The sequence below is a fragment of the Mycobacterium sp. BMJ-28 genome, from assembly GCF_054404835.1.
Map to the genome: position 1 here is coordinate 5,575,044 of NZ_CM136783.1, position 24,518 is coordinate 5,599,561.

The window sequence follows — 24,518 nt, forward strand, 5'->3', positions numbered from 1 at the left end:
TTAGGGGGATTGACGTCGACCGGCCTCGGCTACCACTAAGGTGGGGGCGTCACGGCTGTCGACAAGGAGATCACATGGGCGACTCGCTCGGGTTGTCGATCGGGACGACCAATCTGGTGGCGGCCCGCGAGGGACGGCCACCGGTCGTGCGCCGTGCGGTGCTGACACTGTTCAACGACCGCGCCCCCGAGGTGGGTGTGCCCGGCGAGAATCCGAATCTGAATCAGCCCGGTCTGGTGCTGGGCGGATTCGTGGACCGGGTGGGCGATCCCATCCCGCTGGTGGCCTCCGACGGCTCCTCGCATCGCGGCGACCAGGTGCTCGCCGAAGCCCTGGATGCCATGGCGCACACCGTCGGCGGCGGCGCACCCATCACCATCGCCGCGCCGGCGCACTGGAGCCCGGCTGCCATCGCCGGACTGCAGGTGGCGTTGCGCGCCAAACCCGCTCTCTCGTCGGCGACGTTGGTGCCGGATTCGGTGGCCGCGTTGGCCGGCCTGCGCAGCGGTCCCGGGTTGCCCGGCCAAGGTGTGGTGGCGCTGATCGATCTCGGCGGCAGCGGCACCAGTATCACGCTGGCCGACGCGGGCGCGGGTCTGGCGCCGATCGGCACCACGCAGCGTTACCCGGATTTCTCCGGGGATCAGATCGATCAGGCGCTGCTCAACCATGTCATCACCGGTATCGCCGAGGCGAGCAACGCCGACCCGGGCAGCACCGCGGCAGTGGGGTCGCTGGGCAGGCTGCGTGATGAGTGCCGGCGCGCCAAGGAGCGGCTGTCCGCCGAGACCGCCGCCGTGGTGTCCGCCGACCTGCCCGGCTTCACCTCCGATATCCGGGTCACCCGCCCCGAGCTGGAACAGCTGATCGAAGGACCGCTGGGCGGCCTGCTCAATGCGGTCGACGAAGTGTTGCAGCACAACAGAATTCCCGTCTCCAGCGTGTCGGCCGTGGCCACCGTGGGTGGCGGCGCGGCCATTCCGCTGGTCACCCAGCGGCTGTCCGAGCGACTCCAGGCGCCGGTGATCACCACCCCGTACGCGCAGGTCAACACCGCCGTCGGCGCGGCACTGGTGGCCGGGTTGGCCTCCGAGGCCGCTGCCGCAACGGGTTTGGCGCCGGCCGCCCCCGCCGATGCCGCCCCGACCGGCTTGGCCCCCACCATGGGATGGGCCGGTGCCGGAGCCGCGGCCGGGTGGGCCGGCGGCGATGCCGCACCGCCCACTTCGGCGGCCCCGGGGCTGGCCTGGTCCGAGGACAACCCGATTCCCACCGGTGAGCCACTGCCGTACGAGGGGCCGGATTACGCCACCGGATTCAGCGACGCCCGGCCGGAGGTGGCGTTCACTCCGGAAGACGAGCACGAGGACGTCGCAGCGCCGCTGCCCTGGTACAAGCGCCCGCCGCTGTTGTTCGGGGCGGCCGCCGCGGCGGTGCTGTTGGCCGGTGGTGGCCTGGCGGTCACGCTGACCGGCACCAGCGGGCCCGGCGGCACCGTCATCGAGACGGCGACGAGCTTCTCCACCCAGCCCGGTGAGAGCACCGCGGCCCCGCAGACCACGGAGACGGTGACCAGGACCGGGTCCGACGGCATCATCACCACATCGGAGGTCCCACCTCCGCCGCCGCCGGTGAGCACCACCACCACGACGACCCCGTCCACCACCAGCTCGACGACGACCACCACAACGACCACGACGACGACCACGACCACCACCACGACCACCACGCCGCCGACCACGACGACGACGCAGCCGACCACCACCACGCAGCCGCCCACGACCACGACGAAACCGCCGACCACGTCGGCCGCGCCCCCGACGACCACCAAGGCGCCGGAGCCCGTCACGACGACGGCGCAGGCGGCGGTCACCGTGAAACCGCAGACGACGGTCCTCGAATCCAGCGGCGAATAGCCACACATGGCTGGTCATCCGATCGCCGCCCTGATCGACGCGCCGACCCAGCCGGGCAAGGTGCTGGTGACCGGCGGCATCGGCACGGGCAAGACGACGCTCGTCGCCGAGGTGCGCGCCGCCCTGCGCGGCGCGGACCGCCCGGTGTTGTCCTCGGTGCCACCCGAGCCCGAAACCGGCGGGGCGGCAATCGTCATCGACGATGCGCAGCTGCTCGACGATGCGTCACTGACCCGCCTCGCCGAACTCGTCGCGCAACCGGAACGCACCGTCGTCGTGGCCGCCGAGCCGCTGGCCCACCGCGGCCCGCTGAGCGCGCTGTTCACCGCGCTGGCCCGGGAAAACCCGGTGGCGACACTGGGTCCACTGCCGCCCAGTCAATTCACCGGCATCCCAACTGAATTGGTGCGCACGGTGCACGCGGCCACCGCCGGCCTGCCGTTCCTACTCGGCCCGGTGGCGCGGGCCATCAGCGCACCCGACGGAGAATCCGCCGGTGCCGTCATCGGTGCCGCCACCCGCGTGGCCCTGGTGGAACGGCTGCACCGGATGGACCGGGCGGTGCTGGACGCGGTGGCGCTGTGTTCATTGAGCCCTGGTGTGGGGGCGGACGATATCGCCGCCGCGCTGACTCTCGACGCCGGCGCCGCGCAGGATCTGATGGACCGGGCCCGGGCCACCGGGCTGATCGACCCGGCGCACCGCAGACCTTTCCTGGGCATCCTGCACCGTGCGGTCGCCGAAATCCTCGGATCTGCACGGCATCACGAGATCGAGATATCCTTGCTCCGGTCGCAGAGCGAAATGGGCGTTCTGTCAACAGATCTCGCGCTGCGGTTGGCCGAGCACGGGCTGCGGGACACCCTGCTCGCCGATGCGCTGGTCGCCCTGGCCACCGACAACCGCAGCCAGCCGGCGCGGGCGGCCCGGCTGTATCGGGCCGCCGCCGAAGCAGGCGCGGGTCCCCGGGCGCACAGCGCGGGGCTGGCCGATGCCCTAGCCATGACGGGTGACTGCGCGACCGCGGCCCGACTGGCCGACGAGTTGCTCGGTTCGGCCGATGCGGGCGAGCGCGCGGCCGCGGTCCGGATCGCGGCCAGCATCGCCGCGCATGACGGCGCGGCCCGCCAAGCCGCCGAGCTGTTCGGCTGGCTCGGGCCGTACCCGGATCCCTTCGTCGCGTCGGCCGCGGCGATCGTGGCCATCGGCACCGGTGATGCGGCGGCAGCCCGGGCCGCACTGGCCGTCGAGGACGGCGGTCCGCCGACATCTTCGGCCCGGGCGGCCCGCAGCCTCGCCGACGGGTTGCTGCAGACCCTGGACCAGCCGTTCGCCGCCGCGATCGGGCGGCTGAGCCAGTCGATCGCGGCCGACCGCCCGGACGCCGGGGTCGCCCCCGACAGCCCCGCCGCGCTGGTCACCCTCGCTGCCTTGCACGGCGGCGACGCGGTGCGGGCGCGCAGCATCATCACGCGCGCCGCGGCCACCGACTCGGCTGACGATCACGGCTTCACCGCGCACCGGCACCGGCTGCTGCTGGGGTGGGTGCGCATGCAGGACGGCCAGCTGAGTACGGCCGGCGCCGACGCGGCGGCAGTGCCGGAGTCGCTGCACCGTCGCGACGCGCTGTGGGCGGCAGCCCTCCGGACGGCCATCGCACGCCGGCTCGGCGACGGTGGCGCGGTGCAGAAGCACTGGTACGCCGCCATGGACGTGCTCGCCGAATACTCGCTGGACATCTACTCGGTGCTGCCACTGGGCGAACTGTGGGTCGCCGCCGCACGTCTACGCCAGGTCGACCGGGTGCAAAGCCACATCGACGAGGCCTTCGCCTTGTTGGATGCGCTGGGCACGCCGGTGCTGTGGGCGGTGCCGCTGCACTGGGCCGGCGTGCACGCCGGGATCCTGGCCAACTCCCCCGACGCGGTGGCCCCGCACGGTCAGGCGCTGGCTGCGGCGGCCGCGCACAGTCCGTTCGCCCGCAGCCTGGCCACCGCCGGCCGGTGTTGGTTGAAGGTGCTGGCCAATCAGGTCGACCCCGACGAGGTGAGCGTCGCGGCGCGCGGGCTGACCCGCTTCGGGCTGACCTCGGATGCGACCCGGCTGGCCAGCCAGGCCGCGCTGCACACACCGGACGGCAAGATCTCGGGCGCCATGCTGCAGTTGGCGCGCGACCTGAAATCCGACGTCGCCGAACAGGATGTGCCGAGCGGTCCAGCGCGCACGCCCGTGCAACCGGCGTCGTCGACGCCGACCTGGGCCCGGTTGTCCGACCGGGAGCGTGAGGTCGCCGAGCTGGTCGTGGCGGGCATGCCCTATCGCGATATCGGCAATCAGCTGCTGATCTCGGCCAAGACCGTCGAGCACCACGTGGCACGCATCCGGCGCAGGCTCGGCGCCGAATCGCGGTCGGAGATGCTCTCGATGTTGCGGGCCCTGGTCGGCACCCCCGGCTGAGCGCGTTGTGGTGACCACCACATCGGGCGGTTTGCGGTACCGGCGGACCCATGTCAGGAGGGCGCCGTCCGGACCCCGACAAGGTGACAAATGGTGAGTTAGGTCAGCCTTGCTAGCGGCGCTTCCCGGGCGGATGCAACTATGAGCAGGCATCTAGCCTAAGTTACTGGCGAGTAACACACCTTAAGTTACCAGCGGGTAACTTAAACTACGGGAGGCGCGCGGTGGAGAACAACCTGGAGAACATGCTCACGACGGGGCGGTTGATCCTTGGATTGTTGATGACCGCGATCGTCTTGGTGTTCGCCGCCAAGCGTGTGCTGTGGCTGACCAAGCTGATCAGCTCGGGGCAGAAGGTCGGCGACGAGCGCGGCCGCAAGAACGATCTGGTCAAGCGCTTCCTGAACCAGAACAAGGAAGTCTTCGCCCAGTCGAAGCTGCTGAAATGGTCGATCCCGGGCATCGCCCACTTCTTCACCATGTGGGGCTTCTTCGTCCTCGGGTCGGTGTACCTGGAGGCCTACGGGGTCCTGTTCGACCCGGAGTTCCACATCCCGTTCGTCGGCCGCTGGGCCGTGCTGGGCTTCCTGCAGGACTTCTTCGCCCTCGCGGTGCTGGCCGGCATCATCGTCTTCGCCATCATCCGCATCACGCGTGAACCCAAGAAGCTCGGCCGCGAATCGCGCTTCTACGGATCGCACACCGGCGGCGCCTGGGAAATCCTGTTCATGATCTTCCTGGTCATCCTGACCTACGCAATCTTCCGTGGTGCCGCGGTGAACACCCTCGGCGAGGAGTTCCCGTACCAGAACGGCGCATTCTTCTCCGACGGCATGGCCTATCTGCTGGCCCCGCTGGGACACACCGCCAACGCCTGGATCGAGACCATCGCGCTGATGGGCCACATCGGCGTCATGCTGGTGTTCCTGCTCATCGTGTTGCACTCCAAGCACCTGCACATCGGCCTGGCCCCGATCAACGTCACCTTCAAGCGCCTGCCCGACGGTCTGGGGCCGCTGCTGCCCATGGAGCACAAGGGCGAGTTGATCGACTTCGACGATCCCGCCGAGGACGCCGTGTTCGGCCGCGGCAAGATCGAGGACTTCACCTGGAAGGGCTACCTCGACTTCACCACGTGTACCGAGTGCGGACGCTGCCAGTCGCAGTGCCCGGCCTGGAACACCGGCAAACCGCTGTCGCCCAAGCTCGTGATCATGAACCTGCGCGACCACATGTTCGCCAAGGCGCCGTACATGCTGGGCGACAAGGAAACTCCGCTGGAGAACACCCCCGAGGGCGGCCTCGGTGAAGAGCTGCGCGGCGAGAAGCACGACGAAAAGCACTCGCACGACCACGTTCCCGAATCCGGCTTCGAGCGGATCATGGGCTCCGGCCCGGACCAGGCGCTGCGCCCCCTGGTCGGCACCCTGGAGCAGGGCGGCGTCATCGACCCCGACGTGCTGTGGTCCTGCACCAACTGCGGCGCCTGCGTCGAGCAGTGCCCGGTCGACATCGAGCACATCGACCACATCGTCGACATGCGCCGCTACCAGGTCATGGTCGAGTCGGAGTTCCCCGGTGAACTCGGCGTGCTGTTCAAGAACCTGGAGAACAAGGGCAACCCCTGGGGACAGAACGCCAAGGACCGCACCAACTGGATCGACGAGGTGGACTTCGATGTCCCGGTCTACGGCCAGGATGTCGAGTCGTTCGACGGTTTCGAGTACCTGTTCTGGGTCGGCTGCGCCGGCGCCTACGAGGACCGCGCCAAGAAGACCACCAAGGCCGTCGCCGAGCTGCTGGCCACCGCCGGGGTGAAGTTCCTGGTGCTGGGGACCGGCGAGACCTGCACCGGCGACTCGGCCCGCCGAGCCGGAAACGAGTTCCTGTTCCAGCAGCTCGCCGCGCAGAACGTCGAGACCATCAATGAGCTGTTCGAGGGCGTGGAAGCCGTCGACCGCAAGGTCGTGGTCACCTGCCCGCACTGCTACAACACGATCAACCGCGAATACCCGCAGCTGGGCAGCAATTACACCGTGGTGCACCACACCCAGCTGCTCAACCGCCTGGTCCGGGACAAGAAGCTCATCCCGGTGACCTCGGTCGACCAGGAAGTCACCTACCACGACCCGTGCTTCCTGGGCCGGCACAACAAGGAGTACGAGGCGCCGCGTGAGCTGGTCGGCGCCGCCGGCGCGAAGCTCACCGAGATGCCCCGGCACGCCGACCGCGGCCTGTGCTGTGGCGCCGGTGGTGCCCGGATGTGGATGGAAGAGCACATCGGTAAGCGCGTCAACACCGAGCGCACCGAGGAGGCCATCGACACCGGCGCCTCGGCGATCGCCACCGGTTGCCCGTTCTGCCGGGTGATGATGACCGACGGTGTCGACGACGTCGCCGCCGCGCGGGACATCGAGAAGGTCGAGGTGCTCGACGTCGCGCAGCTGCTGCTGAACTCGTTGGACACCAGCATCTACACGCTGCCCGAAAAGGGCACGGCCGCAGCGGCTTCGGCCGCCCGTGCGGAGACCAGGGCCGCCGCGCAGGCGGAAGCCGAGGCCAAGGTCGCCGTGGCCGCGCCGGTGGTGGAGAAGGTCGAGGAGGCCGCAGGATCCGAGCCTGCCGCCGACGCCAAGCCGGTCACCGGTCTGGGCATCGCCGGCGGAGCCAAGCGTCCCGGCGCCAAGGCCGCGGCTCCCGCTGCGGCGGCTCCGGCCGCACCTGCCGCGCCGGTCAAGGGGCTGGGACTGGCCGGTGGCGCCAAGCGTCCCGGCGCGAAGAAGGCGGCCGCCCCCGCGGCGCCCGCCGCCGAGAGCGCCCCGGCCGAGCCCGCGGCTCCGGCCGCACCGGTCAAGGGCCTGGGCCTGGCCACCGGAGCCAAGCGTCCCGGCGCCAAGAAAGCCGCTGCCCCCGCGGCGGCCCCGGCAGCGCAACCGGCCGCCGAGGCACCTGCGGCCGAAACGCCCGCCGAGCCGGCCAAGCCGGAGACCCCGGTCGTCGGACTCGGCATCGCGTCCGGCGCCCGCCGTCCCGGTGCGAAGAAAGCGGCTCCCGCGGCTGCCGCCCCCGCCCCGGCGGCTGAGCCGGAGACGAAGGCCGAGCCCGAACCGGCCGCCGAGGCTCCCGCCGAGCCGGCCGCACCGTCGTCGAACGGTTCGGACAACGACCGCGTCGTCGGCGATGAGGCCCCGGTGAAGGGTCTGGGCATCGCCAAGGGTGCCCGCCGCCCCGGCAAGCGCTAATTCTCGGCGATTTGTGGAGCCGCAGCCGTAATGATTACGGCTGCGGCTCCACAAATCGCGTCAGACGGCCCGCAATTGGAACGGCGTCTGGCTCAGAATGCCGCCCGGGCAGGCACCATTCGAGTCGGCGGAAATCACCCCGCCCAGTGTTGCCGGATCGACTGATATCGAAATGACGGCCGGCTGGTAACTACCGTCCTCGCAGATGAAGCCGTCGGGTTTGGTGACCGCGAAATCCCACCGGCCATCGGTGAAGGTCATCGGGCTGGTCCAGCCCTGATTGCTGGCCACCGAGCCCGTGCAACCGGTCAGCCCGCAGGTGCTGGCGATGGTCCAGGTGTTCTCGTCGTCACCGCCGGCATAGGTGCCGTTGAGCAGCGGCGGGTCGGCATGCGCCGACGCGGCGAACCCCAGCGCGGCGACCGCGGTCAATGCGCAGGCCGCGCCCATCAAACGTGTCATCGGCGTCATAGTGATTCAGGAACCTAACACCGCACCCCCAGGAAACTTCTACCCTGACGTCAAATCGCAACCTTCGGCCGGGAAATCGGTTTGCGGCCCCATGGGAGGATTAGCCGCGTGAGCACCAATCAGCTGTCGTGGCAGAACACCGGCCAGCACCCGCGGCCGCGGACGTTCGCGCAGTCCACCAAACTGCAGGACGTTCTCTACGAGATCCGCGGGCCGGTACACGAGCACGCCTCACGGCTGGAGGCCGAAGGCCACCGCATCCTCAAGCTCAACATCGGTAACCCGGCGCCGTTCGGCTTCGAGGCGCCCGACGTGATCATGCGCGACATGATCCAGGCGCTGCCGACCGCGCAGGGCTACTCCGATTCCAAGGGCATCCCCAGTGCCCGGCGCGCGGTGTTCACCCGCTACGAACTGGTCGACGGTTTCCCCAAATTCGACGTCGACGACGTGTTCTTGGGCAACGGCGTTTCCGAACTCATCACCATGACGTTGCAGGCGCTGCTGGACAACGGCGATCAGGTGCTCATCCCTGCGCCGGACTACCCGCTGTGGACCGCGTCCACCTCACTGGCCGGTGGCACCCCGGTGCACTATCTGTGCGACGAGACCCAGGGCTGGAATCCCGATATCGCCGACATGGAAGCCAAGATCACCGACCGCACCAAGGCGATCGTCGTGATCAACCCGAACAACCCCACCGGCGCGGTGTACACCCGCGAAACCCTCACGCAGATCGCCGATCTGGCGCGCAAGCATCAACTGCTGCTGCTGGCCGACGAGATCTACGACAAGATCCTCTACGACGACGCCAAGCACGTGGCCATGGCATCGATTGCGCCCGATCTGCTGTGCTTGACGTTCAACGGGTTGTCCAAGGCCTACCGGGTGGCGGGCTACCGGTCCGGCTGGCTGGTCATCACCGGCCCCAAGGAACACGCCACCAGTTTCATCGAGGGCATCAGCCTGCTGGCAAATATGCGGTTGTGCCCGAATGTGCCTGCCCAGCATGCCATTCAGGTTGCCCTCGGCGGGCACCAGAGTATCGACGATCTGGTGCTACCCGGCGGCCGACTGCTGGAACAGCGTGACGTCGCCTGGACCAAACTCAATGAGATCCCCGGCGTCTCGTGCGTCAAACCCGAAGGTGCCCTGTACGCGTTCCCGCGGCTGGACCCCGAGGTCTACGAGATCCACGATGACGAGCAACTGGTGCTGGATCTGCTGCTGCAGGAGAAGATCCTGATCACCCAGGGCACCGGATTCAACTGGCCCACACCGGATCACCTCCGCATCGTCACGTTGCCCTGGGCGCGCGACCTGTCCAAGGCCATCGAGCGGCTGGGCAACTTCCTGGTGAGCTACCGGCAGTAACGGTTCAGGCCGACCGCCTACCCTTGGCCAGGTGACGCATTCGCACGGGCATTCCCATTCGCTGGACGGCCCCTCCCCCTTGGGTCCACTCGCCGCCCGGATCGTGGTCGGCCTGCTGGTGGCCATCGGGGTCGCCACGGTGATCGGGGCGGTGTGGTTGTGGCCGAGCCAGCAGAAGGTCGCCATCCCGCTGCCGTTCCAGAACTCCTCCGGCGGTGCGGTCACCACCGAGGCCGGCCGGGTGCTGTCCTCCGGGGTGGCCAACTGCGGCAGCCCGTCCACCGGCGCTGTGCTCACCGGCACACCGCAGAACGCACCCGACGGCGGCGGCCAATGTGTGCACTCCCTGGTGTCCATAGAATCGGGCCCCAACGCCGGGGCCGACACCCTGCTGGAATTCAGCGGTGGGCCCGGTCAGCCGCAGCTCGCCGCGGGAGATCACGTCCGGCTGAGCCGCCAGGTCGACGACGCCGGCGCCACCACCTATGCCTTCTTCGACTTCGAGCGGACCTGGGCGCTGGTCGGGCTGGCCGCGGCGTTCGCCGTGGTGGTCGTCGCGGTGGCGCGCTGGCGCGGATTACGCGCTTTGGTCGGCATCGTGGTGGCGTTCGCCGTGCTGGTGGTGTTCCTGCTGCCCGCGCTGCGCGACGGCGCCTCGGCCGTTCCGGTGGCCCTGGTAGCCTCCTCTGCCATCCTGTACGCGGTCATCTATCTGGCCCACGGTGTCAGCCTGCGCACCAGCGCGGCACTGCTGGGCACCCTGACCGCGCTGCTGTTGGCGGCCGTGTTGTCCTGGGGTGCAATCGAATTGGCCCAGCTGACCGGCCTTTCCGAAGACCAGAACAACGAGGTCGCGGCGTATCTGGGCCATGTGTCGATCACCGGGTTACTGCTCGCCGGGTTCGTCATCGGATCCCTGGGGGTGCTCAACGACGTCACCGTCACGCAGGCGTCGACGGCGTTCGAGCTGGCCGAGCACGCGACGTCGCGGCGGGCCATCTTCACCGGGGCCATGCGGGTGGGCCGCGATCACATCGCCAGCACCGTCTACACCCTGGTGCTGGCCTACGCCGGCAGCGCCCTGCCCCTGTTGCTGTTGTTCAGCGTGGCCAACCGCTCTCTCGGTGACGTGCTGACCAGTGAGAGCGTGGCCATCGAGGTCGCCCGGTCGGCGGTGGGCGGGATTGCGCTGGCCTTGTCGGTACCGCTGACGACGGCGATCGCCGCGGTGCTCGCGACACCGGGCCCGGACGGGGAAAGCCTGAGCCGCTAAACCAGATCCGAGTCCGACAGTTCGGTCGCGGCCAACGCCGCCTCCAGGGTGGCGTGCCGGAACACCGAGGTGATGTGGTCGTGCACCACCCGGAACGCCGAGCCGAAGGTGTCGGCATCCGCGCCGTCGTCACTGCTGACCGTCTGCTCGGCCACCACCACGCCGTCGTGCACGTACAGCCGGCCCACCGTCACCGTGTCGCCCAGACCTTGTGCCCAGTCCCGCAGCGCGGTGCGGCCCTGTGCCGCGCCACCGGCGTCGCCGAACTCGATGTCGTCGCTGCACAACTGGTCCAGGGTGCCGAAATCCCGGGCGTTCAGGGCGTCGTGCCAGGCGAGGACGGTCGCGATCTCGGATGTACTCATGCCGCCAACTTTAGAACGGCGTGCTGGACAGCCAGCCATCCCATACGGCGGAGTCACCGAGGACTTCGACTCCGTCGGTGCGGCGGCGGGTGACGGCCAGCAGCAGGTCGAGGGCCGAGCCGCGCACCGCGGCGTCGCCCTTGGCGTGCGCGTGCGACCAGCCCAGGCCTTCGTCGTCGTTGACCACCAGCCATTCGCCGGTGGGGCCCAGCCCTTGGTCGGTGGCGTGCAGGTGCAGCCGCTGCCCCGGTGCGAGCCCGAGCCCGCGCGCGGTGGCCAGTTCGATCCACTCGCTCACCCCGTCGGCGGCCAGCTCCGCGGGCAGCCCGTAGTCCAGGCCCACCGTCAGGTCGGCGTCGGCGCGGTGCACGGTCATTTCGTGCAGTCGGCGGCGTATCCACCAGCCGGCGGGGCGCGGCCCCAGGAAGGTCCACACCTTCTGCGGCCCGACCTGGTCCACGGCATCGAGGATCAGCTGAACCCCGCCGTGCAGCCAGTCGATGGCGGCGTCGGGATCCTCGGGTGGTTTGCCGTCGCGGACGTCGCGCGGGTCCAGCGGTTCGGTCAGCCGGTCGGTGATTATCTGTGCGCTCCAACGGTTTCCGCGCCCCACATGCCGGAACAGTTGGGTCAGCGTCCAGTCCGGGCAAGTCGGGACGGGCGTCGACGGATCCGCCTGGCGGATCACCTCGCCGAAAAGTTGAGTCTGCTCCAGCAGGGCGGCCCGAAAGTCCACGTTTACGACCGTAGCGCGGGCCGGGCGTCGCCGAGGGCGATCGGCAAGGTGGACCATCCGCGCAGCACCCGGGTGTCGCGCCGGACGCCGGTACCGGCCAGCCGGGCGTTCGGGTAGCGCGCGAAGAAGGTCTGCAACCCGACCTCTCCCTCGGCACGGGCCAGTGCCGCGCCCAGGCAGAAGTGTCGCCCGCCGGAGAAGGACAGGTGCCGGCCAGCGTTCTCGCGTTCGATGTCGAAGCGATGCGGATCGGCGAATACCGCGGGGTCACGATTGGCCCCGGCCAGGTGGATGATGATCAGCTCGCCGCGCTGCACCGAGGTGCCGGGCAAGTCGAGGTCGCGACCGGCGATGCGGGCACTCATCTGTACCGGCGAATCCAGCCGCAGGATCTCCTCGACGGTGTTCGGCCACAGCTCGGGCCGGGACGCCAGGGTGTCCAGGTGCTCGGGATGGTCCAGCAGCATCCGGATGCCGTTGCCCAGCAGGTTCACCGTCGTTTCGAAACCCGCTGCCAGCACCAGCCCGGCCAGCGCCTTGAGTTCGCGTTCGGTGAGCGGTTCGCCGGCCGCACCACCGTCGGACGCCGCGATGATCTGGCTCAGCAGGTCCTCGCCGGGGTTGCGGCGCAGCTGCCGAAGATGGCCGCCCAGCCAGCTGTCGAATCCGGCGATGCCCTCGTCCACCTTCCGGGACTGCGCCCAGGACAGCCCGATATCGAGACTGGGCGCGGCCAGTTCACCGAAATGCAGGATGTTCGGCCGGTCCGGTTCGGGGACACCGAGGATGTCCCCGATCACCGCGACGGGCAGCTGCGAGCAGTACCGGTCGACGACGTCGACGGTGTCGCCGCCGAGTTCGTCGAGCAGTTGATCGGCCCGCTCCTGCACGCGCTCGCGCAGCCGGGCCACGGCCCGGGTGGTGAACACCGAGGAGACCAGCTTGCGCATCCGGGTGTGTTCGGGCGGTTCGATGGACAGCAGCGACGGCGGCTCGATGGGGTGCAACAGGTCATTGGAGGTGCGCTCGACGACCCAGCGCAGCGGCTTGGGCAGGTTGATGCCCAGCGAGCTGACCCGCCAGTCCTCCGAGCGCAGCACCTCTTGTGCAACACCGTGGTCGAAGGTGAGTAGCACCGCCCGGCCGCGGACCACCCGGCCCAGTGCGCGCATCTCGTCGGCGAAGGCGCCGGGGTCGGAGCGGGCCAGCGGATCGGCGATCAGTCGCCCCTGCGGATCCCCCCGTCGCGCCGCCACCGCGGAAATCCCGCGCACCACCCCGTGTAACGCCAGCCAACGCACTCGTTGCCGCATGACTTGCAGCATACGACCGTCAGCGAGGTGCGCAGAAGATCAGGAAGCAAGGGCCGGATCCGCCGCGCTTGGGTCCGTCATCGCCATGACCGTTGTGGCCGTTGCCATTGCCGTTGCCGCCCTGGTTTCCGGAGCCGGGGTAGCCGCCGTTGCCGCCGCCCGGGTACTGACCCGGATAGTCACCGTTGCCACCTGGGTTGCCCGAGCCGGGGTAACCGCCGTTGCCGCCGCCCGGGTACTGGCCCGGGTAGCCACCGTTGCCGTTGCCGCCGGGGTACTGGCCGGGATAACCGCCGTTGGAACCGCCCGGGTACTGACCCGGGTAGTCACCGTTGTCCGGGTACTGCTGCCTGGGGGGCGGATCCCACGGCGCGCGGAAGACCGGACGCGGCCACTGGAACACCGGCGGGGCCACCACCGGTGGGACGTACGCCGGGACGGGGTCGGGTGCCGGCGCCGCGGGCGGTGGCGGCGGCGGTGCGGCCGGTTCGGGTGCTGGCGCCGCCGGAGCGGGCGCCTGCTCGACGTACACCTTGCGCGGCTGAGGCGCTTCCTGCACCACCGGGATGGGTGCCTTGATCGTCTCTGCCGGCGGTGGCGGCGCGGCCGGCTGCACCGGAGCGGCCTCGGGCACCGGTGCAGGTGCGACGGCCGGCGCACTGGGCGCAACCGCGTTCTGCGCCGGAGAGGGGCGCTGATCGGCAGTCGGCCGGATGCTGACGGCAAGCGAAACGGCAAGGGCCACAACGCCGACCACGAAAATCGACATCAGGGCGCTGCCGACCAGGACGAAGGGCTTGCGGTCTTCCTCCACCGGCGCGGGCGCCTGCGCGAACGCCGCGTCGACATCATCGACGAACAGCGGGGCGTCCGCGGGCGGCATGGCCATCTGGGTGTCAGCGGCCGCCATCGCCGCGTACGCCGATCCCGCGGTCGGCCCATCGGGATCTTGGGAGTAGGCCAGCCCGACGGTCGACGCCTCGAAGGTGGGCGCGTGGGCGGCGGCCAGCGCGGCCCCGCGGGCCAGCGCCAATTCGGACTCCTCCGGCGCGCTGACCGGGATCTCCACCAGATGCTCGAGATGATCCTTGACCGAGGACACATCGACGCCGGAGCCGACGACGAACATGCCCTGCGGTGCGGACTCCCGGCCGGCGACAGCGGCCGCCATCTCGGCCAGGACGGCCATCGCGTCGGCGCTGTGCAGGCTGCGGCTGAGCACCTTGACCACGGAACCGTCGTCACCGTTGACCACCGACAGCGTGGCGGTGTCGCGGTCCAAGAACAGCAGCGCGGTCGAGGCGTACCCGACCGCCGCACCCGCGGCCTTGGCGAGCGCGCTGGCCGCGTGCAATTCGGACACCAGCATGACGTCGGCGATGCCGTGCGCGGCGAGCGCATCGCGCAGCACCGCGGCTTCGGTGTGGTCGGTCCATGTCACGCCGACGTGGGCCAGGTGATGGCCGCCGGCCTCGGCGCTCTCCTGCGTGCCGAGCACCGCCTGAACCACTTGATCGGCTGCACTGGGCGTTGCTGAATCGTTCGACGGCGATACCGGGAAGACGTCATGATCGACGGTTGCTCCGTCGGCCTTTTCACCCTCGACCAGCACCATGCGCACCGTCGTAGGTGTCAGAGACACACCTAGTACGATGTCCACTTAACCCCTCCAAAGTGTTTGCTGCGCTACCCAGTCCACTGAGGCCGCCGTACACGGCACAAAGCGCCGACTAGATAGTTCATCGCCTTCACCAGGGGCGTCGTTACACCCGATGGCGTTAGCTAGACCACTTAATAGACCCTACTCGGGCATCGGCGCGAAAGCTCGGCCGTCACTGGACCACACCATGCCATCGCAGGCTGTGCAGAGGCTATGACTTGAGGAAGTTCTGGTAGGAGCGCGACGGTGTCGGGCCACGCTGACCTTGGTATTTGGACCCGGCCGCGGCGCTGCCGTAGGGGTTCTCGGCGGGGCTGGTCAACCGCAGCAGGCAGAGCTGGCCGATCTTCATGCCCGGCCACAAGGTGATGGGCAGATTGGCCACGTTGGACAGTTCCAGGGTGATGTGGCCGGTGAACCCGGGGTCGATGAAACCGGCGGTGGAGTGGGTAAGCAGACCCAGCCGGCCCAGCGACGACTTTCCTTCCAGCCGCCCGGCCAGATCGTCGGGCAGGCTGCAGCGTTCCAGCGTCGCCCCGAGCACGAACTCGCCGGGGTGCAGCACGAACGGCTCGCCCTCTTTCGGCTCGACCAGTGAGGTCAGGTCGTCCTGACGCTGCGCCGGGTCGATGTGGGTGTAGCGGGTGTTGTTGAACACCCGGAACAGGTTGTCGAGGCGGACGTCGACACTCGACGGCTGAATCAAGGAGTCGTCGAACGGGTCGAGCGCCAGACGGCCGGCAGAGATCTCGGCGCGGATATCGCGATCGGAGAGCAGCACGGGACGAGCCTAGTCAGGCGCCGCCCGCACGTGGCAGACCGCGTGCCCGCAGGTCATGTTCAGCGAATTCACATAATTGACGCTAACGTCAGCGTACGTTGAGGTTCTGCCCAGGTCAGGAGCTTCCAAATGCACACACTGACAGCACGTTTGAGCCTTCCGGCAGCGGCCCTGATCGCCGCCGGGGTCATCACCGTGACGCCCGCCGCCCCGCCGCCGGTCCTGTCGGTCGCCGCGCCGTCGGTGGTGCACAGCCTGCACATGCCCGACATCCAGTTGGCCGCCACGGTGGCCGACATCTTGCAGTTCCCGGCGTTACAGCAGTGGGTGCTCAACCAGGTACGGGATGTCGCGACGCTCGCGGTGGGCTGGGCCAAGGCCGGCGAGGGTGTCGGTGACGCGTTGCGCGGCGCCCCGGCCTTCATCCGCACTTTGACTCAACAGGTGTTCTCCGGAGACCTGCTCGGTGCACTGACCACGATCGAGCAAGGTTTCGCCGGCGCCATCACCGCGATCGGCGGCCCACTGCTGGCCTCGGTCATCGAACGCAACCAGCGCTCGCTCGCGGTGGATCAGGCGATGCAACAAGCCGTGCCTGCCGCACTCATCGGCCTGGGCACCGCGCTGGTGGCCGGGTTCGACGACTTCGCACGGTCGGTGATCATCGCCGGGCAGAACCTGGTCGGCTCGCTGCTGCCCATCAACATCGGCAACGTGATCGACGCGCTTGTCGGTGGTGTGAAGCTGATCGCGCAGGGGCTCGGCGAGGGGGCAAGCAAGATCGTCGACGGAATCGTGTTCGCGCAGCAGACAATCGCCGAGGCGCTGGCCACCCAGCCCGCGACCATGCTGGCACGGGAATCGTCGGTGGCGGGTGCTTCGGCGCTGTCTGTCGCGGCGCTGCCCAACACAGCCGACACGACGGTGGTCACGCTCAGAACAGCGACGGAGATCAAGCCCGCCGCGCCCACCGGTGCGACGCCGACGCCGACCGCGACCGCCACCCCGACGGCGACTGCGGCACCCACGCCCACCGCCTCGGCGACGCCCACTGCCAAACCCACCGAGGACGTGATCAAGACCGGCAACAAGTTCGAGCCGGGATCGAAGGTGGAGGACACCCCGGGTGCCGGCAGCACCGTTGGTACCCCCACGACGGGGACGCCCACCGTCGGCGGCACCACGACGACCACCACGGTGGATACGACCACGTCCGTGGGTACGACGCCCGGAACGTCGTCTGGCACTACGACCGGAACCAACGCCGGCGTCGACACCAAGACCGACCCCGCCAACGAAGCCCCCGCGGCCTAGTTGCGGCCGTCGCCGAGGGCGGTGCTAACCTTCCAGATCACCAGCACCGCTGGTACGCCGATGTAGTTCAATGGCAGAACATCAGCTTCCCAAGCTGAATACGCGGGTTCGATTCCCGTCATCGGCTCCACACATGCTTGGACCAATCCCGTACTTCCCCGCAAATTCGATCCTCAGGCCTTAATGCTCGCCACGCATCCAGGCGCGCGAGTCCATGATGGCCTTCAACGGCCCGGATGAGATCGGCTTTCCAGTCCGCGGCGATGATCTGTCCACGCATCAGTCGATTCTTCTGACCGAGTGTCCACGACGACGGACACCCTCCGCCGAAGCTCAGCGCCTGCTAACTTGCCGTTGGCGAATAGTCGGACTTGAGATCAGACCATGACCAAGCTGACTCGACCGCGGACGGGTAAGAGACGAGCATGTTCGGTTTCAGCAAGAGGCCACCGTCGATTCCGACGTCCACCCACTCGGCCAACGGCCAAATGTCACGAGAAGTGGTGTACGCGACTGTCGCTGCTCGACGCCTGCAGTGGGACAACTTGCTTTGGCAAGTACCTATCCTCAGCCTCACTGCGCAGGCCTTCCTTTTCACCATCCAACTCGGTGGCGAAAGCAGACAGGTGGCCAGAGTCATTGCCGCATTGCTGTCACTCGTAGTGACTTACCTATGTATCACTCTCATGGCGCGTCACCGCCAAGCCGAGCTCTTCGATGCGCACTGGCTCGAAGACTTCGAGAACGAACACTGGCCACAGCATGAAGCCGTTCACGGCTACGCGTTCGCGCGACGACGCAACAACGAACCAGTCGACGGTGGCTGGACAGACTCGTTAGTCCCGTTGGTCCGGGGATACCGCACGTGGATCGGTGGTCAACTCATCATCGGACTCGTCGCATCGGTGAACCTCGTCCTCGCAGTCGTCGCACCAGACATTCTGAAGACCTGGGGATGACTGCGGGAGCATCCGAACGGATACGACCGGCCGCGTGTCTAGTGTTCATCACCACGCCTGACGGCGACGAAACATCCAGTGCTGCAGAGCTTGACGGGCAAAGGTGGCTGGCTTTTGCCGACCGGAGCTCAGGGTGGGCGGGGGGGCACCACCCTGAGCCCGGGGCCTCTACACGCTGTTTAGCGCGGCGGTGGCGGAGGCGGGCACGGAACGCCCACCGGCCCGCACGGCGGACGGGGCGGCGGAGGCGGCTCAGCGTTCGAGACACCCGCACCGATACCCACCGCCGCCATGCTCAGCCCTGCGATCAGCGCGGCCGATCCAACGGCGTTTCTGACGCTACGATTTACGGTCAATGTCTCATCCTCTCGTTACTTCATCTGGACGAAACTCAAACTAGCGGCCTAACTTTGGTGATCCCCCAGCCCAGCTGTGATGTCCATATGCATTCGGCGGTCATCGATTTGACCCCTCCACCTGACTGATGGCCGAGCGGTGTGGCGCACGCAGGATCGCGCGCACCACACCAACCGGTGCTAGCGCCAGCCCGGGCCACCGGGGCCGCCCGGCCCGGGCGGCGGCGGGACGGGAGCAGGCGGACACGGCACCAGCGGCAGGCAGCGCGCGGGTGCGGGCGGGCCTCCCGGTCCCGGCGGCGGCGGTGGCCCGGCATTGGCCACGCCGGCACCGAGCCCCAGTCCGGCCAGTAGCAGGCCACCACAGACCGTCGCGGCCGCAGCCAGATTGTTCCTTCGAACGCTCATCGAATCTCCTTTTCATGGACGTGTTGCAACTTCGTCATCAGTTGCACAGCAGTAACTTTCGCCTCAACTCGTCACACTAACGACACGTCATCATCACGAAATGCGCGCTATGTCATCGCTTTGAGCGAACTGGCCGTGCACCCAGAATGCGCTAGCGCACAGCATATTTCGCCGCATATCGAATTCTTAAGCCGAGTCAGCACGACCCTCACACTGACCCCCTAGCGTGTCCCGTGTCCGCTCGAAACCAACAACGAAGGACCAGATGATGAACGGAGCAACCACACGTATCCGGCTGATGGCCGGCACCGCAGTGATGTTCGGTGCGCTGACCGTAGGCGCGGTCGAATTCGGATCTGGCGTCGCCTCGGCGTTCCCGGGACCGCCGGGGCCGCCCGGGCCTGGGATGCCGGGGCCGGGGCTGTGCATCCCGCTGCTGCCATGCGCCGGCCCTCCGCCACCTCCCCTACTGGGCGGACCCGGCCCCGGACCGAACGTGTTCGGTGGGCTCATTCCTTTCCTGTGAGTTCGGCGATGGAAGTGTGAGGCACGTCGAAGTGCCTCACACCCATCTCCGACTTGTGTTCACCTAGAACAGGTTTCCGCCGCCTGGTCATGTGGTGGCTCGTCACCGCGAAACGGCAAGGTGACGGTGAATGAGGTGGCCGACGGCACGCTTTCGACCGTTATCGACCCACCATGAGCTTGGACGACCGCGGAGACGATGGCCAGCCCCAGACCTGTGCTGCCGCCCCGGCGCGATCGCGAGCTGTCGCCACGCACAAATCGGCCGAAGATCTCCGACCGTTGTTCTTCGGGTATACCCGGCCCGTCATCGACGACCTTGATGGTCACCGCATCCGATTCCCGGGCGAGCACCGTCGTGACCGTGCTGCCCTCCGGAGTGTGCACCCGGGCATTGGACAGCAGATTCGCCAGTACTTGGTGCAGGCGGCCCGCATCCCCGGTCACCACGACAGGTTCATCCGGCAGTTCCAGATCCCATCGGTGCCCCCGGCCCGCCGCGTGGGCGTCACTGACTGCATCGACGGCCAGAGCCGAGAGATCAACGGGAACGTGCTCCAGCGGCCGGCCCGCATCGAGGCGGGCCAGCAGCAGCAGGTCCTCCACCAACCTCGACATCCTCTTGGCTTCCGAATCGATCCGGCTCATCGCGTGAGCCAATTGATCTGGCGACGAATCATACTGGCGTTGAACCAGTTCGGTGTAACCGCGGATTGCGGCCAACGGCGTTCGTAGCTCGTGACTGGCATCCGCCACGAACTGCCGCACTCGTGTCTCACTGGCATGCCTGGCGGCCATGGCCTCCCCGATCCGGTGCAGCATTCGGTCGAAGGCGGAACTCAGTCTGCCGACCTCGGTGTGCCGCGAACCCGCCGAGGTCGAACTCTGCGCCCTCGGCAAGGTGACCTCGCCATGGTCCAGTTCGGAGTCCGCAATCCGCTGTGCGGTACTGGCCACCGCCGACAGCGGCGCCAACTGGCGCCGCAAGATCAACACCCCCGCCGTGATCGCAGCCGTCAACGCCACGACCCCGATGACGGTGAGAATGCCGACCACCGCGAAGAGCGTGTCATCCACCGACTTGGTGGGCAGCCCGGTGATGACCGCCTCACCGCCCCGGCCCGGTGTGGTGATCACCCGATACCGACCCAGACCGTCGAGGATCCTCGATTCTGGTTGAGCCGCGAGCATCCCGAGTTGTTCGCGTGCGCCGGCAGTCAGCGCACGCAGGTTCCCGCGGCCGGTGATCACCGCCGCATCGCGTACCCGTCCGTCCTGGTAGACACCGCCAACCGTGCCGCTGGCTTGGCCGGGAGCGTTGAGGAAGAACGGACCGGGTCCGGACGGCCGTTGTTCGTTCGGGGCCTGCGGCGGTGGGCCCAAGGTGTACAACATCGAGGAGCGCCACCCGGCGTCGACCACCTGGTCATCGAGCTGATCCATCAGGAAACGATTCAGCGCGAGCAACACTCCGGCGCCGATGCCGGCACACACCAACGCGAGCAAGACCGCCTGGACGGCCACCAAACGGACGCGAAGCGACCAACTGCTGGGATGCCGGGTACGCCAGAACAAGCCGTTTGCAGGTTCGACCATCTCGTCGTGAGACGCAACGCTCATGACTTTCTCACCCGCAGATCGTGACCCACGCAGTTAGCCCAAAACTGTGTCGGGCATATGCCCTGCCTTTGAATTTGCGGTCAGGCAGTCAATTCCTAACTCATTCACAGCTTTCCGAAGGTATTCGCAGATTTGTGCCGCTGAGACTCAGCCCATGATGCCACGCCCTTTCGACAACACGCCGACTTCGGTCGGACCGAGGTCACGGGAACGTCACCCACTTCGGGGAGCTGCTCCGATCACCGCGCTCGTCGTCGATGACGACCAAGTGGCCGCAGAGATCGTGTCGATCATGCTGAGTTGGGAAGGAGCCGAGGTCATCACCGCACACGATGGGGCCGAGGCGTTGTCACTGGCGCGCAAGCACCGACCCGACGTGGTGGTCCTGGACCCGCAGCTTCCCGACACCGACCCTTTGTCACTGCTGCTGAGGTTGCGCCAGGAGCAGCCTGCCCTACTGGTGCTGATGTTGCTGCCGACAGGGTCGGCCAACGAGCGCCTCGCGCGGTTCGCCACCGGATACGAGTATCTGCCCAAACCGTTCTCCGTGGAGGAGCTGTCATTGCGATTGCGAATCTTGTTGGCGCGCGGCAACGACGGAGTCGAGGGCGGCCTGGCGGATCTGGTGGTCGGCGATCTGGTACTCGATGAGGAAGGTCGGGAGGCGACACGCGCCGGGCGGGCTATTGCCCTCACGTACACCGAGTTCGAGCTGTTGCGGTACTTCATGCGAAATCCGCACCGCCTGCTGACCAAACAGCAGATACTGGCCAGGGTGTGGCCATACGGGTTTTCGGGGCGCTCCAACATCGTCGAACTCTATGTTTCCAGTCTGCGCAAGAAGATCAACCTGGGCGCGGCGCCGATGATCCACACGCTGCGCTTGAACGGTTACATCTTGAAACCGGCATCGGGCGATGCCACGAGGTCGCAGCGCTGACAAGCCGTTATCGAGTCGCGGGTTTGATGATGTATCCAGCGCCACGAACAGTGTGAATCATCGGCGCCGCGCCGGAATCGATCTTCTTGCGCAGATACGAAATGTACAACTCCACCACGCCGACTCGCCCCCCGAAGTCGTGATCCCAAACCCGTTCGAGAATTTCGTTCTTGCTGACAACTCGGCGGGCGTTGCGCATGAGGAGTCGGAGTACCTCGAACTCTCTGGACGTCACGTTGATTGGCTGTCCGGCTCGGGTGACCTCGAAGCTGTCCTCGTCCAGGACAAGATCACCGACCACGATCTCGGCGCTACCATCGACGACCGCCGCGCCACCGCGGCGCACCAGAGCGCGCAGGCGAAGGATCAACTCTTCCAAACTGAATGGCTTCGTCACGTAGTCATCACTGCCCGCGGTCAATCCGGCCAGGCGCTCCTCAAGAGAGTCGCGTGCAGTGAGCAGCAGCACGGACAGATCCGGTCTCTGGGCGCGAAGATGCTGCAGGACTTCCAAACCGTCCATATCCGGCAGCATTCCGTCCAGGACGACAACGTCGGGCGGATGCCGACGGACGGTGGCAATTGCCGCCGCACCGTTGCCCGCCGTCGCCACCTGCCAGCCCTCGTAACGCAGTGCCATGGCGATCACCTCCACCAATGCCGGCTCGTCGTCGACCACCAGTGCCCGCAGGGGTGATCCGTCGGGACGGCACATGGCCACCTGCTTGCTGGGGGCATCCCACCCCGGCAGCGGAACCCTGTCTTGTGGCGCACTCACCGCGCCATTGTCCGCAATTGACATGGGCGCCTACTGTGGTGCGTCTAGCGCGCAGTTAGGAAAGCAACAGCTCAGTGCGCGGGTGCTGTGAGGTCGTACAGCGTGACGCCGTCCACCGTCTTCGCGGTGTAGTGCTGCTTGACCCAGTCGGAAATCTTGTCGGATTCCGACTTCGATCCGGTGCCACCACCGAAGGACGGCATCCCCGGATGTGACGACAGGTAGTAGTAGTGCACCTGTCCGTCGCGGACGTATCCCTGGAATTGCTCCAAGGTCGGTGCCGGATCCCCTCCACCGAACCCGCCGATCGGCATGACCGGATGACCGGCGGCCAGTTGATAATCCGAGGCTTCCAGCGACCCGCTGGTCGCGGCGACCCATCTGTAGTCGCCGGCATTGGCCGAAAACAGCGACGTCACTTCGGCGGACACCTTGGCTCCGCCGGGGCCCCACGGAGCAGTACCCGACTTGTCACCGGGAGCACCGGGACCGCCGCCCGGTAAGCCCGGCATCCCGCCGTTCTTCGACGACGGCCCCGCGGTGATGACGGGGCCGCTGTGCGCGGTGGTCACCGTTTGGATGCTGTACGCCACCGGTCCTGCCATGGCGGCGACCACGGCCAGCCCGGCCGCGAACACCTTGAGATCGCGACCGGCGACGGTCAAGCCCGGCCGGATCAGCGACGCGAGCAGCGCGATGACCGCCACGGCACCGGTGACCACGACCACCCAACGCAACCAGGGCAGGAAATCGGGCGCTCGGCCCAGCAGCACCCACGCCCATGCCGCAGTCAGTGTGACCACCAGCGCCAGAATGGCAGTCACCCAACGCTTTTTACGGTTCTGCCACAGGTGCGTCACGCCGATGCCCACCAACGCGGCCACCGCAGGCGACAGGGCAACGGTGTAGTAGTCGTGGAAGATCCCCGACATGTAGCTGAACGTGAGAGCAGTCACGACCAGCCATCCGCCCCACGCGATATACGAGCCGCGCCTGGCGTCTGTTCTGGTCGCACGTCCGCACAGCGCGAGACCAGCGACGAGCAGTACCAGGGCGGCGGGCAGCAGCCAGGAGATCTGCGTGCCCGATTCCGTGGTGAACAGCCGCGCGATGCCGGCCTGCCCGAACATCGGGCCGCCGTGCCCCATACCCGCAGGCATCCCACCGTCACCGCCAGCGCCACCGCCGAGGATCCGACCGAGTCCGTTGTAGCCGAGGGTGAGTTGCAGGAAGCTGTTGTTCGACGAACCGCCGATGTAGGGGCGGTCGGACTTGGGCCAGAATTCGACCAGCGCGACCCACCAGCCGGCCGCCACGATGGCGGCCGCGAGTCCGGCGAACAGTTGGACGATTCGCGTCCGCAAGCGGGGCGGAGCGGCGACAAGGTACGCGACCGCCAGGCCCGGCATGATCAGCATGACCTGCAGCTGCTTGGTCAGGAAGCCGAACCCGATCAGAGCACCGCACAACACAATCCATCGTGTGCGGCCACTGTCGATGCCGCGCAACAGCGCCCAGGTCGCGGCCACCATCAGGAACACCAGCAGAGCGTCGGGGTTGTCGTAGCGGAACATCAGCGTGGCCACCGGTGTCAGCGCGAGCACCGCCCCGGAGATCAGACCCGCGCCCGGGCCGAACGTCCTTCGCACTGCGGCATACACCAGCGCCACCGAGGCCACCCCAAGCAGCACCTGCGGTATCTGCAGGGCCCAGGAGTTCATACCGAACAGGCGGGTGCTGATCTCCATCACCCATAACGACGCGGGCGGTTTGTCGACGGTGATCGAGTTACCCGCATCCGAGGAGCCGAACAGGAATGCCTTCCAGCTCTCGGTGCCGGCCTGGACGGCGGCAGCGTAGAACGAGTTGCCCCAGCCGTTGCGACCGAGCCCGATAATCCAGCACACGGCGGTGGCCAGTAGCAGCGCGATGAGGCCAGGCTTGGCCCAGCGCGGGTCTGGCGTGGCACCTAGCTTTGCGGCTTCGGCAGTGCTGTCGGCCGTATCGGCTGTGGCAGTCATTGTTTCTCT

19 protein-coding genes and 1 tRNA gene are annotated in these 24,518 nt (G+C 67.7%); 10 read left to right on the top strand and 10 right to left on the bottom strand.

Annotated features, from left to right (window positions below; genetic code table 11):
• The first annotated feature begins 74 nt into the window (after positions 1-74).
• The 3 genes from ACXPWS_RS27700 to ACXPWS_RS27710 all read left to right on the top strand — a co-directional run bounded on the left by ACXPWS_RS27700 (position 75) and on the right by ACXPWS_RS27710 (position 7,615).
• Positions 75-1,916, top strand: coding sequence for an Hsp70 family protein (locus ACXPWS_RS27700; RefSeq protein WP_458709722.1), 1,842 nt, complete (start codon positions 75-77; stop codon positions 1,914-1,916).
• 6 nt (positions 1,917-1,922) lie between these two features.
• Entirely contained in the window at positions 1,923-4,373 is a 2,451-nt protein-coding gene (gene iniR / locus ACXPWS_RS27705) for an isoniazid response ATPase/transcriptional regulator IniR (protein WP_458709723.1), read from the top strand.
• A 245-nt stretch (positions 4,374-4,618) separates the two neighbouring features.
• Positions 4,619-7,615, top strand: coding sequence for a heterodisulfide reductase-related iron-sulfur binding cluster (locus tag ACXPWS_RS27710; RefSeq protein WP_458713718.1), 2,997 nt, complete (start codon positions 4,619-4,621; stop codon positions 7,613-7,615).
• Positions 7,616-7,675: 60 nt separating this feature from the next.
• Here the strand turns inward: ACXPWS_RS27710 and ACXPWS_RS27715 are convergent, their stop codons facing one another.
• Positions 7,676-8,077 carry a hypothetical protein gene (locus tag ACXPWS_RS27715; RefSeq protein ID WP_458709724.1) on the bottom strand — a complete coding sequence of 134 codons (402 nt, stop codon included), beginning with the start codon at positions 8,075-8,077 and terminating at the stop codon, positions 7,676-7,678.
• A gap of 90 nt (positions 8,078-8,167) precedes the next feature.
• Between ACXPWS_RS27715 and ACXPWS_RS27720 the strand changes: the two genes are divergently transcribed.
• Together ACXPWS_RS27720 and ACXPWS_RS27725 are read left to right on the top strand one after the other, a co-directional pair.
• Entirely contained in the window at positions 8,168-9,460 is a 1,293-nt protein-coding gene (locus ACXPWS_RS27720) for a pyridoxal phosphate-dependent aminotransferase (protein WP_458709725.1), read from the top strand.
• Positions 9,461-9,491: 31 nt separating this feature from the next.
• Complete coding sequence (locus ACXPWS_RS27725) at positions 9,492-10,733, top strand: YibE/F family protein (protein WP_458709726.1); 1,242 nt, start codon at positions 9,492-9,494, stop codon at positions 10,731-10,733.
• Here the strand turns inward: ACXPWS_RS27725 and ACXPWS_RS27730 are convergent.
• The 5 genes from ACXPWS_RS27730 to dcd all read right to left on the bottom strand — a co-directional run bounded on the left by ACXPWS_RS27730 (position 10,730) and on the right by dcd (position 15,588).
• Positions 10,730-11,098 carry a nuclear transport factor 2 family protein gene (locus ACXPWS_RS27730; protein WP_458709727.1) on the bottom strand — a complete coding sequence of 123 codons (369 nt, stop codon included), beginning with the start codon at positions 11,096-11,098 and terminating at the stop codon, positions 10,730-10,732. The two genes, ACXPWS_RS27725 and ACXPWS_RS27730, sit on opposite strands and share 4 nt — an antisense overlap.
• Positions 11,099-11,108: 10 nt before the next feature.
• The gene (locus tag ACXPWS_RS27735; RefSeq protein WP_458709728.1) at positions 11,109-11,834 is read right to left on the bottom strand and encodes a maleylpyruvate isomerase family mycothiol-dependent enzyme; all 726 of its coding nucleotides are present in this window, start codon (positions 11,832-11,834) and stop codon (positions 11,109-11,111) included.
• A 2-nt stretch (positions 11,835-11,836) separates the two neighbouring features.
• Entirely contained in the window at positions 11,837-13,147 is a 1,311-nt protein-coding gene (locus tag ACXPWS_RS27740) for a cytochrome P450 (protein ID WP_458709729.1), read from the bottom strand.
• A 19-nt stretch (positions 13,148-13,166) separates the two neighbouring features.
• Entirely contained in the window at positions 13,167-14,807 is a 1,641-nt protein-coding gene (locus ACXPWS_RS27745) for a DUF7159 family protein (RefSeq protein ID WP_458709730.1), read from the bottom strand.
• 211 nt (positions 14,808-15,018) lie between these two features.
• Positions 15,019-15,588 (bottom strand): dCTP deaminase, encoded by a 570-nt coding sequence (gene dcd, locus ACXPWS_RS27750; protein WP_458709731.1) that lies wholly within the window; start codon positions 15,586-15,588, stop codon positions 15,019-15,021.
• 129 nt (positions 15,589-15,717) lie between these two features.
• Here dcd and ACXPWS_RS27755 point away from each other — a divergent pair, with 129 nt between their 5' ends.
• From ACXPWS_RS27755 to ACXPWS_RS27765, 3 genes are all read left to right on the top strand, one after another.
• On the top strand, positions 15,718-16,902 hold the full coding sequence (locus ACXPWS_RS27755) for a hypothetical protein (protein ID WP_458709732.1): 1,185 nt from the start codon (positions 15,718-15,720) through the stop codon (positions 16,900-16,902).
• 56 nt (positions 16,903-16,958) lie between these two features.
• Positions 16,959-17,032: transfer RNA gene (locus ACXPWS_RS27760), tRNA-Gly, on the top strand.
• Between the two features lie 295 nt (positions 17,033-17,327).
• The gene (locus ACXPWS_RS27765) at positions 17,328-17,861 is read left to right on the top strand and encodes a hypothetical protein (RefSeq protein WP_458709733.1); all 534 of its coding nucleotides are present in this window, start codon (positions 17,328-17,330) and stop codon (positions 17,859-17,861) included.
• A 536-nt stretch (positions 17,862-18,397) separates the two neighbouring features.
• Here ACXPWS_RS27765 and ACXPWS_RS27770 read toward each other — a convergent pair.
• Positions 18,398-18,625 (bottom strand): hypothetical protein, encoded by a 228-nt coding sequence (locus ACXPWS_RS27770; protein WP_458709734.1) that lies wholly within the window; start codon positions 18,623-18,625, stop codon positions 18,398-18,400.
• Positions 18,626-18,893: 268 nt separating this feature from the next.
• Here ACXPWS_RS27770 and ACXPWS_RS27775 point away from each other — a divergent pair, with 268 nt between their 5' ends.
• On the top strand, positions 18,894-19,151 hold the full coding sequence (locus tag ACXPWS_RS27775) for a hypothetical protein (RefSeq protein WP_458709735.1): 258 nt from the start codon (positions 18,894-18,896) through the stop codon (positions 19,149-19,151).
• A 59-nt stretch (positions 19,152-19,210) separates the two neighbouring features.
• Here the strand turns inward: ACXPWS_RS27775 and ACXPWS_RS27780 are convergent, their stop codons facing one another.
• Positions 19,211-20,770 carry a sensor histidine kinase gene (locus tag ACXPWS_RS27780; RefSeq protein WP_458709736.1) on the bottom strand — a complete coding sequence of 520 codons (1,560 nt, stop codon included), beginning with the start codon at positions 20,768-20,770 and terminating at the stop codon, positions 19,211-19,213.
• Between the two features lie 154 nt (positions 20,771-20,924).
• Between ACXPWS_RS27780 and ACXPWS_RS27785 the strand changes: the two genes are divergently transcribed.
• Positions 20,925-21,710, top strand: coding sequence for a response regulator transcription factor (locus ACXPWS_RS27785; RefSeq protein ID WP_458709737.1), 786 nt, complete (start codon positions 20,925-20,927; stop codon positions 21,708-21,710).
• Positions 21,711-21,717: 7 nt separating this feature from the next.
• On the opposite strand, the gene ACXPWS_RS27790 is transcribed toward ACXPWS_RS27785, so the two are convergent.
• Together ACXPWS_RS27790 and ACXPWS_RS27795 are read right to left on the bottom strand one after the other, a co-directional pair.
• Positions 21,718-22,425, bottom strand: coding sequence for a response regulator transcription factor (locus ACXPWS_RS27790; RefSeq protein WP_458713719.1), 708 nt, complete (start codon positions 22,423-22,425; stop codon positions 21,718-21,720).
• 134 nt (positions 22,426-22,559) lie between these two features.
• Positions 22,560-24,509, bottom strand: coding sequence for an ArnT family glycosyltransferase (locus ACXPWS_RS27795; protein ID WP_458709738.1), 1,950 nt, complete (start codon positions 24,507-24,509; stop codon positions 22,560-22,562).
• Positions 24,510-24,518 lie beyond the last annotated feature (9 nt).

What these genes read in the sequence shown, in the direction of transcription:
- ACXPWS_RS27755 (WP_458709732.1), top strand. Translation starts at nt 15,718, where the DNA reads ATGCACACACTGACAGCACGTTTGAGCCTTCCGGCAGCGGCCCTGATC.
- ACXPWS_RS27700 (WP_458709722.1), top strand. Translation starts at nt 75, where the DNA reads ATGGGCGACTCGCTCGGGTTGTCGATCGGGACGACCAATCTGGTGGCG.
- ACXPWS_RS27710 (WP_458713718.1), top strand. Translation starts at nt 4,619, where the DNA reads ATGCTCACGACGGGGCGGTTGATCCTTGGATTGTTGATGACCGCGATC.
- ACXPWS_RS27785 (WP_458709737.1), top strand. Translation starts at nt 20,925, where the DNA reads ATGATGCCACGCCCTTTCGACAACACGCCGACTTCGGTCGGACCGAGG.
- ACXPWS_RS27740 (WP_458709729.1), bottom strand. Translation starts at nt 13,147, where the DNA reads ATGCGGCAACGAGTGCGTTGGCTGGCGTTACACGGGGTGGTGCGCGGG.
- ACXPWS_RS27775 (WP_458709735.1), top strand. Translation starts at nt 18,894, where the DNA reads ATGAACGGAGCAACCACACGTATCCGGCTGATGGCCGGCACCGCAGTG.
- ACXPWS_RS27765 (WP_458709733.1), top strand. Translation starts at nt 17,328, where the DNA reads ATGTTCGGTTTCAGCAAGAGGCCACCGTCGATTCCGACGTCCACCCAC.
- ACXPWS_RS27780 (WP_458709736.1), bottom strand. Translation starts at nt 20,770, where the DNA reads ATGAGCGTTGCGTCTCACGACGAGATGGTCGAACCTGCAAACGGCTTG.
- ACXPWS_RS27730 (WP_458709727.1), bottom strand. Translation starts at nt 11,098, where the DNA reads ATGAGTACATCCGAGATCGCGACCGTCCTCGCCTGGCACGACGCCCTG.
- ACXPWS_RS27790 (WP_458713719.1), bottom strand. Translation starts at nt 22,425, where the DNA reads ATGTGCCGTCCCGACGGATCACCCCTGCGGGCACTGGTGGTCGACGAC.
- ACXPWS_RS27770 (WP_458709734.1), bottom strand. Translation starts at nt 18,625, where the DNA reads ATGAGCGTTCGAAGGAACAATCTGGCTGCGGCCGCGACGGTCTGTGGT.
- ACXPWS_RS27715 (WP_458709724.1), bottom strand. Translation starts at nt 8,077, where the DNA reads ATGACACGTTTGATGGGCGCGGCCTGCGCATTGACCGCGGTCGCCGCG.
- ACXPWS_RS27795 (WP_458709738.1), bottom strand. Translation starts at nt 24,509, where the DNA reads ATGACTGCCACAGCCGATACGGCCGACAGCACTGCCGAAGCCGCAAAG.
- iniR (WP_458709723.1), top strand. Translation starts at nt 1,923, where the DNA reads ATGGCTGGTCATCCGATCGCCGCCCTGATCGACGCGCCGACCCAGCCG.